The organism is Bacillus sp. FG16, assembly GCF_057809515.1.
In genome coordinates, this window is sequence record NZ_JBMDKC010000166.1 from 1 (window position 1) to 7,068 (window position 7,068).

At 38.3% G+C, this 7,068-nt stretch carries 12 protein-coding genes; 1 reads left to right on the forward strand and 11 read right to left on the reverse strand.

All coding sequences use genetic code 11. The features are described 5' to 3' along the window. The 6 genes from ACODS7_RS30420 to ACODS7_RS30445 all read right to left on the reverse strand — a co-directional run. Positions 1 to 356: HNH endonuclease (locus ACODS7_RS30420; RefSeq protein ID WP_488828358.1), on the reverse strand; the 356-nt coding region annotated here is incomplete at its 3' end. Then, a complete protein-coding gene (locus tag ACODS7_RS30425) occupies positions 346 to 576 on the reverse strand; it encodes a hypothetical protein (protein WP_242316743.1) in 231 nt (76 codons plus the stop codon). The genes ACODS7_RS30425 and ACODS7_RS30420, both read right to left, overlap by 11 nt. Before the next feature lie 14 nt (positions 577 to 590). Next, a complete protein-coding gene (locus ACODS7_RS30430; protein WP_255850156.1) occupies positions 591 to 725 on the reverse strand; it encodes a hypothetical protein in 135 nt (44 codons plus the stop codon). Positions 726 to 975: 250 nt separating this feature from the next. Next, a complete protein-coding gene (locus ACODS7_RS30435) occupies positions 976 to 1,188 on the reverse strand; it encodes a hypothetical protein (protein WP_242316744.1) in 213 nt (70 codons plus the stop codon). Further along, positions 1,175 to 1,450, reverse strand: coding sequence for a hypothetical protein (locus ACODS7_RS30440; RefSeq protein ID WP_242316745.1), 276 nt, complete (start codon positions 1,448 to 1,450; stop codon positions 1,175 to 1,177). Before ACODS7_RS30440 ends, ACODS7_RS30435 begins: the two co-directional genes overlap by 14 nt. A gap of 618 nt (positions 1,451 to 2,068) precedes the next feature. Next, positions 2,069 to 2,443, reverse strand: coding sequence for an ArpU family phage packaging/lysis transcriptional regulator (locus tag ACODS7_RS30445; protein ID WP_242316747.1), 375 nt, complete (start codon positions 2,441 to 2,443; stop codon positions 2,069 to 2,071). Positions 2,444 to 2,601: 158 nt separating this feature from the next. Here ACODS7_RS30445 and ACODS7_RS30450 point away from each other — a divergent pair, with 158 nt between their 5' ends. Continuing rightward, entirely contained in the window at positions 2,602 to 3,144 is a 543-nt protein-coding gene (locus ACODS7_RS30450) for a tyrosine-type recombinase/integrase (RefSeq protein WP_242316748.1), read from the forward strand. Positions 3,145 to 3,175: 31 nt separating this feature from the next. Here the strand turns inward: ACODS7_RS30450 and ACODS7_RS30455 are convergent, their stop codons facing one another. From ACODS7_RS30455 to ACODS7_RS30475, 5 genes are all read right to left on the reverse strand, one after another. After that, positions 3,176 to 3,658, reverse strand: a complete 483-nt coding sequence (locus ACODS7_RS30455) for a hypothetical protein (RefSeq protein ID WP_242316749.1) — start codon at positions 3,656 to 3,658, stop codon at positions 3,176 to 3,178. Between the two features lie 664 nt (positions 3,659 to 4,322). Further along, positions 4,323 to 5,123, reverse strand: coding sequence for a phage antirepressor KilAC domain-containing protein (locus ACODS7_RS30460; RefSeq protein ID WP_242316750.1), 801 nt, complete (start codon positions 5,121 to 5,123; stop codon positions 4,323 to 4,325). Positions 5,124 to 5,237: 114 nt separating this feature from the next. Beyond that, positions 5,238 to 5,972, reverse strand: coding sequence for a sigma-70 family RNA polymerase sigma factor (locus ACODS7_RS30465; protein ID WP_242316751.1), 735 nt, complete (start codon positions 5,970 to 5,972; stop codon positions 5,238 to 5,240). Next, positions 5,956 to 6,378, reverse strand: coding sequence for a hypothetical protein (locus ACODS7_RS30470; RefSeq protein ID WP_242316752.1), 423 nt, complete (start codon positions 6,376 to 6,378; stop codon positions 5,956 to 5,958). The genes ACODS7_RS30465 and ACODS7_RS30470 overlap by 17 nt, the downstream gene beginning before the upstream one ends. A 9-nt stretch (positions 6,379 to 6,387) precedes the next feature. Next, the coding region (locus ACODS7_RS30475; protein ID WP_488828363.1) for a zinc-finger domain-containing protein at positions 6,388 to 7,068 on the reverse strand (681 nt) is incomplete at its 5' end.

A 7,068-nucleotide genomic window follows, 5' to 3' on the forward strand; every position in this document is an offset into this window, starting at 1 on the left:
TCTTCTTTTGTTTTCTTGTTATGGCAAGCATGGCAAAGCGTCTGTAAATTAGTCGATTCTAATCGTTTGGACCAATCTACTCGAATAGGTATGATGTGATCGACTACATCCCCTATCTTAATGATGTCATTGTTTCTGCATTGCACACATAAACCATGATCTCTACGATACATAAGCTCACGCATATCCTTCCACAGTCTTGAGTTATAGAAGGCACGTGAGCTTTTATTCCGTATGTATTTGTCATAGTGTCTGGCGCTATCCTGTACCTTGTCTTGATGTTTACTGCAGTACTTGTCCTTCGTTAACACTGTACACATTGGTGAAGCGCATGGCTTCATCGGTTTACTTGGCACTTGTACCACTGCCCTTACTACATAGCTTTATCACTCTGAATGTCAACAATGCTGGCCATAATGGAGCAAACAAACATATGAGAATAAGTACAACGGCCATCACGATTGCTTCTCCTTTCTCATCACCCTCCTGTTCTTTCAACATCTTATGCAAAATGGGTCGCATTTGAATCGATGCATACACCATACCTATAATGAGATACCCTAATACCCACAACATCTTTATTCCCCCTGTTATTCGTTTATTTTCGTATACAAACGGTCGTATCGTGCATCTGGAACAGGCTCCAAATCTTGTAGCACCCTCGCCTCATTCATCGTTATCCGACAATCCTCAATTAGTTTGATTATTAAATCCTTTTTATTCATTATTCTCACCCTTCAATTTTAAAAAATAGCCATTCGGTTACTCAAGTACAACAAAATCTATGTTACTTGTAGTTGCATATCGTAATGTTCATGACAATTAGAACAGTAGACTTGCATCTATCTCACTTCTTTTGAAAGAATATTCCGATTATATATTTACAAATAAATACAACTTGTTATAATAGAGTTAACATTGCCATCAGGAAAAGTAATTCGCTCCCCAAGCGAGTTGCTTTTCCTTTTTTTATGGCTATTGTTTTAAAAATTCATCTACCACTTTACCAAGCAAACTAAGCATTGCTTCTCTCTTTTGCTTTGGTGTTGTATTATCTTGCATTTCATTAAAGATAGGAAGTACCTTTTCTAATTTCTGTTTATCAATGCGTTCATTTACATGGTCTTGTCCTAGCATTGAAATGAATGTACCGATTGCAACAGCTTGTTCTTGTTTATCTAGTTTCATTTATCTCACTCCCTTTAATTACGCGACCTTGAATTGAATCCGCTGTATGCTCAACAATAGATTTAACCACTACTTTCTCACCTAATGTCAGGACAAATTTTATATCTTCTTGTTTCTTCTTATTCGTAAGCCTATTCATAACCTTTTCTAACTTCTCTAACGATTCCGCACATTCATTTGCAACTTCTGTTACTTCCTTAATCCCTTCTAATGCTTCAGTTGTATCAGCAGTTACTTCAATAATTAATTTGTTATTAGCCATTTTGTGAATCCTCCTCATAAAATAGAAAAAACACCCGCTATAGGTGCCTTCTCCACATTCCCTATATAGTTCGACTCGCCCTACGCGTTCGTACAGAAGTGACTTGCTGCACAGAAACAATATGTTCTGGGTTTATTACAATGTCATCCAAGTGTATTAGTCCTTCCCTAAAACTTCCATCTGGAGCAACCACTTTGTCTAAAAAACTCTCCAACTTCATATGTAAGATATGCGTTTTCCCATTTACCAAGCTCACATGTGTGGCAAATATTTTTTCCATACGATCACCATCCTCTCCCTATTGATATTGTGTTCCAACAGATATTATCACTGCTTGCTATAAATAAACAAGACCACGATACCATCTAGAACCGTGGTCTTATATATCATTTCCCTTGATTTTTTCGTCCTGTCGCGGGTTCCTACCGCCCATGCCCGTTCTTCGGTAACGTTTTGATAATGGGGCCCACTCACATCACTTCACATGATGGTGGATACGCTATCCCCACAGTACACTGTTTTTAAACAATAACTGTAGAAATATCGTACCTCCGATTCCACATAAAAAAGGTACCCGATTTAGTGCCCCAAACAGTACCCCAAAAGTTCCATAAATTTTTATATCATCTCTAATGCAGTTGCGAAATTCAAAATCCCTGACTTTCGTTTCCGATAAAACTTACCGCGCTTCATTCCTAATACCGTATAAATATAATCATCGTTTAACTCTGTCGCACTCATATATTTCATTTCTAGTATCTGTTGTTCTTCTCGATCTAAGGCATGTTCAAATGCACGATGTAATTGCCTGTACTTCAATTCATGGACATCTATCTTTCGCAATTCCGGAAATAAGATATCTGCACCTACCTCCATCCGTTCTTGCTGATTCTGGAAACGAACGCGTAACACCTTATACTTCTTCAATTCTTCTATCACAAAAGGACGGATTTCTTTCTCATCGATATAGGTAAAAAAAGATAATTGATTCATGGATACCCCTCCTGAATAAAAATCCTCCTAATGTTTATACTTTTAATGAGATTTAACAAAAGATTCCTTTCACATTTACATAATTTATCGATCTATATTTTCTTTTGAGATACATACAATTGCCGCTTTCCCTAGTTCTATAAAGGAGAATGCTTACAATGAAAAAAGTTAAACAAGCAATACTAGATGAACAGCAAATTGAAACAATCCAACATATACTTTCACAATCTTCTAAACGTGATAACCTACTATTTCTATTCACTCTGCATTCCTGTTTAAAAGTCAGTGAAATCTTACAATTACAAGTTCGGGATGTGCTTGATACAAACGGAAAGATTCGTAATTCCATTCTATTTTATAATGAAAAAGAAAAAATACATAAATGGTTTGCTGTAAACGAAATACTGCATTATGCGATTAAACACTATATAAAAAAACGTAACGTTCAAACACCTGATGAACCATTATTAAAGTCTCAAAAAGGGCGACGCCCCATTTCAAGGCAACATGCTTGGCATGTTTTGAACAAAACCGCAAAAGCAGTTGGAATAGACGGTATCAGTTCACATACACTTCAAAAAACTTGGGGATATTACGCATACAAATCTGGGATAGATATCGCACTATTACAACATTTCTTTGGCCATAGCAGTCCAGCAACAACTTTAAAATATATAGATGTCACACGAAAAAACAGCTAGTTTTTTACTACCTGTTTTTTCTCATTATCCACTACCTACGGCATCCCCTCTTACTCATTTCATTACGTAAATTTGATGCCGGCACACCAAGATGGTCCGCTATTTTCGGATAACTATATCCCTGCCCTCTTAGCTTCAGCGCTTGTTGACACCAGTCATCCCATTTCTTCCGACTTTGTTCTTGTATCTCCGCCTGCGTTTTTCCTTTCCACATTCCTCGTTTTTTTAATTGCTCACGCAAAGTACTACTTGGGCAACCGAGCGTCTTTGTTATCATGGTTGTCCCAAATCCCTGCTCATATAACTTGGCAGCTTGTCTACAAATCTCATCCCATTCTTCTTTAGGTTTTCGCCCCTTATTCTCTTCGAATAATCCCCTTGCTAATTCCTTTAATTCCAATCCTACTTCACAATGCTGCATACATTCTTGCAATGGCTTCATTTGAAATTCACACGGTTGACAATGCTGGTCCTGTATATCTAAAATGCGAATACGCTTTTCCTTGCCATTCATACTGCACACCTCGCTGACTTTTCACCATTCTATAACACCAGTACAGTTTCTTACTATTATTAGTTTCAACTCTGTTGTAGCATTCATCCCATTTCTTTTGTTTTTCGAGTCACAATTCCCTCAAAATTACATATATTATCTTGAATCCTTACTTGTCGAATCATTATTTGTTCATGACTCACACACATAACAAGAATGAATCAACTTTAGGCTTCAAGAACGGGCACTCTGGCACAAGTGCTCGTTTTATTTTTTTTGTATAAAAAATAAGAAACTAACTCATAATATCCATAGGCTACTCAATAGCCTGCATTCCGGAAACTGAGACTAGGCTTATTTGGATATCCTTTCATCAACTGAGCAGTTAGCTTTTGCTAACTGCTTTGTTATGCCTTCCTTCTATTCACTCTAACCTTTCTATACTTTGTCCTATCCAATCTGCTATACTACACATACATTATGATGTTTTTCTTATTAATTTGTCAGCTACCTGCGGAACTCTTACAAAAGGGTTCCTCTTTTTTTGTTACAATCCCTATTCTTGATTTAAACGTCCTATTCTTCTTTTCAACACATTATTACTCACCCGATACCTATGACATTCTAAAAAATTTCAAATGCGAATTCACCCTATTTTATGAAGCCATTTTTTCTAACTCAAACTTTAAACTGCCTCCTTATCCATTTCCGGAATAATACCTCGCTTCGTCAACATGTCATGGATAAACAATCTTCCTTTTTGTGTCCAGCGTGTATTCATCTTTACAGATTTACTCCCGTCTGAATGCGTGACATCAATTGTTTGTGATTTTGTATATCCTTTATTTTGATGTTTCGCATACAGGAGCCATTGATTGTTTACTTTGTACTGTACTTTTTCATCCTTTAAGATTTTATTTAATCGTACTGCTGATAACCCATAATCAGCTGCAATTTGTGAAACAGTTACCGTATCTTTTGACTGAAGAATTTGATCGAGGTAGGTAATCTTAGATGCGTTCTCTGCGACTTGTTGTGTTAACATGAGATTCTTTTGCTCCGCCACTTGCCTTGCCTGTTGCTCGTGTTTGAGTTGCGACGCGAGACCTATTAATAAATCTGGATCTTGTAGTAAGGCGTTTATCGTAGGCGGTGTCATGTAAGCTCCGTGTTTTCGAATGCTTGGGAGTACTTCTTCAAATACCCATTTTTCAAATTGTTCTGCTTGTGGGAGTTTGGATTTCACGATTAATCTATATAAATTCCCTTCATTAATGAATTTCTTCTCTTGTGCTCTTCCTAGTGAATCGATGACTGGGCAAATCGCCCACCCATCCTCTTTTGTATGTTGCTTCACGGCTTTATGTGGATCTGAGTATCCAAGTACTTTCGCCACATCTGTTGCCGGAAAATACTCTTTCCCATCCCGAATGAAGACCTCTAAATTACCGAACATATTATGTGAAAATGTTTGCATTTGCGTCATTTCTCATTTCCCCTTTTCTATACAATTTTTGAATGAAACGATCTTCATTTATCCTTTATTTTTTACAAAGGTACCTAATTTAAAATAACCACCGAACGATTCACCCAATCATATTCATTTCGCTAATCCCTGCTCTTTCCCAAACTCATTCGCTCTTTTCTGAATTCGTTTCAATATCCGACTTACTTGTACCTGACATCTCCCGACTCTATTCCCAATTTCTTGCTGCGTTTTATGTTTCGCATGCATATCCCACACAATCAATTCTGGCTGCTGCATTGTTTGGTAAAACGATTGAAGCACCATGTGATTCTCGACTTTCTGTGTCTCTTCGATTACTTGTGTATCTTCCAGCATGCCTTCTAACAGTATTTCTTCATTCCCACCACTCCCCGTTATATACATTACATCCTGTAGAGACTTTGTATTGGGTTGATATTGTAATGCCTCTTTCACTTCTGGAAGAGCCACATCCAGTTGTTTACAAATCGTCTCTCCATCTTCCCCCATCAGTCCTTGCCTCATCATTTTCCCTCTTAGTACATACAAGTCTCTTGGCACCTTTATCTTGTGACTATTCATAATAAACTTTCCAACTTCTCCATGAATTTTTGGTATCGCGTACGTAGAGAACTGATAACCGAGCTCATGATTAAAATCCCTTCTCGCTTTTATGAGACCAATCATCCCGTACTGCACTAAATCCTCCATCTCCAAACCTGTATTCGCTTTAACTATTTCTAACATGCCCTTATATCTCTTCCAGATAAAGTGATGTACCAAATCTTCATACTTACTTATAAACTCCTCATCTGACATCGCTCTCACATCTTCAATCACTTTCGCCATTTCCACTTCCTCTTTTCCGTTTCTTCGATTTCTTCGGTGCCCGATTTGGCCCTTCCCATACTCCTTGCTTTCTCCATTTATTTTTCAATTTACTCACGTAAGACGGACTCCGCTCAAACATGATACTAATCTCTTTATCTGGAATCCCCTGGTCATTGAGTTCCCTTACACGGGCTGGCGTCAATCCATCCGGAATATTTCCAGGTTTCCCTGCGCGCTGTCTCGGCTCCGTATCAAAATACCTACCCAATTGGCGTAACTCCTGACCAGTCGGGCAATTCGCACAAATGCTGATACTGAAACTCGCATCATCTGAACGATTGTAATAACACCGTCTACATTTCTGTTCGATGATATCGCCAATCTGATAAGTAAGTTGTATGCGTTCTTCTCTGGTGAGCTTCATGTCTCTCACCTACAATACTGCTTTTAATGCGATTCCTAATGCTTGCGCTCTTGCTTGTAATTCCAAGCGATGTTTCCGTTCCATTTCTGCTGTTTCTTCTACTGCGCTGATTCTGATGTGTACTTTACGTAACTCAGCTTCCAGTTCCCATTTCTTTTCGCTTAACTGGTTACTTTCATTCAGTAAAATCGTATATGCTTCTTCCCGTTCTTGTAACTGTTTCTTGATACGTTCGTATTCCGCTTCGATTCCTTTTCTCGCTTCTTGTTCTGTCTGTAGGGTTTGTAAGAGTTGTTCTTTTTCTTTCAAAAGTACAGGAGTAGTCATCACACTTTTTCCGTTTTCGTTGTTTGTTCCCTGAGCCTTTTCTTTTGTGGTGAATAGCTTAGATACGCCTATACGTTTCCTAGCGTTCTCTTTTTTCTCTCGTCGTTTTGCAACGTTATAATACAAGGTGCTTTCACTCACGCCCAAACGGTCTGCAATTTTTGCCCAAGATAGTTTTTCACCTCGTAATTTCTCCGCTCTCTCGCATAATGTATCCCAATTTCTTTCTTCAGCCAGTTGTTCCGCCATCGTCTCATTTCTCCCTTCCAGTAAGGTTTCGCCTAATTGTTTGATTCGCTTCCCAATCTTACAGTTATCCGCACACCAGGAAGTCTTACGATTCCCTGACTTCCTGTATGCCGG

Coding starts and splice junctions, on each gene's coding strand:
- ACODS7_RS30430 (WP_255850156.1), bottom strand. CDS start 725: ATGAATAAAAAGGATTTAATAATCAAACTAATTGAGGATTGTCGGATA.
- ACODS7_RS30470 (WP_242316752.1), bottom strand. CDS start 6,378: ATGAAGCTCACCAGAGAAGAACGCATACAACTTACTTATCAGATTGGC.
- ACODS7_RS30435 (WP_242316744.1), bottom strand. CDS start 1,188: ATGAAACTAGATAAACAAGAACAAGCTGTTGCAATCGGTACATTCATT.
- ACODS7_RS30460 (WP_242316750.1), bottom strand. CDS start 5,123: ATGACGCAAATGCAAACATTTTCACATAATATGTTCGGTAATTTAGAG.
- ACODS7_RS30450 (WP_242316748.1), top strand. CDS start 2,602: ATGAAAAAAGTTAAACAAGCAATACTAGATGAACAGCAAATTGAAACA.
- ACODS7_RS30440 (WP_242316745.1), bottom strand. CDS start 1,450: ATGGCTAATAACAAATTAATTATTGAAGTAACTGCTGATACAACTGAA.
- ACODS7_RS30455 (WP_242316749.1), bottom strand. CDS start 3,658: ATGAATGGCAAGGAAAAGCGTATTCGCATTTTAGATATACAGGACCAG.
- ACODS7_RS30465 (WP_242316751.1), bottom strand. CDS start 5,972: ATGGCGAAAGTGATTGAAGATGTGAGAGCGATGTCAGATGAGGAGTTT.
- ACODS7_RS30445 (WP_242316747.1), bottom strand. CDS start 2,443: ATGAATCAATTATCTTTTTTTACCTATATCGATGAGAAAGAAATCCGT.
- ACODS7_RS30425 (WP_242316743.1), bottom strand. CDS start 576: ATGTTGTGGGTATTAGGGTATCTCATTATAGGTATGGTGTATGCATCG.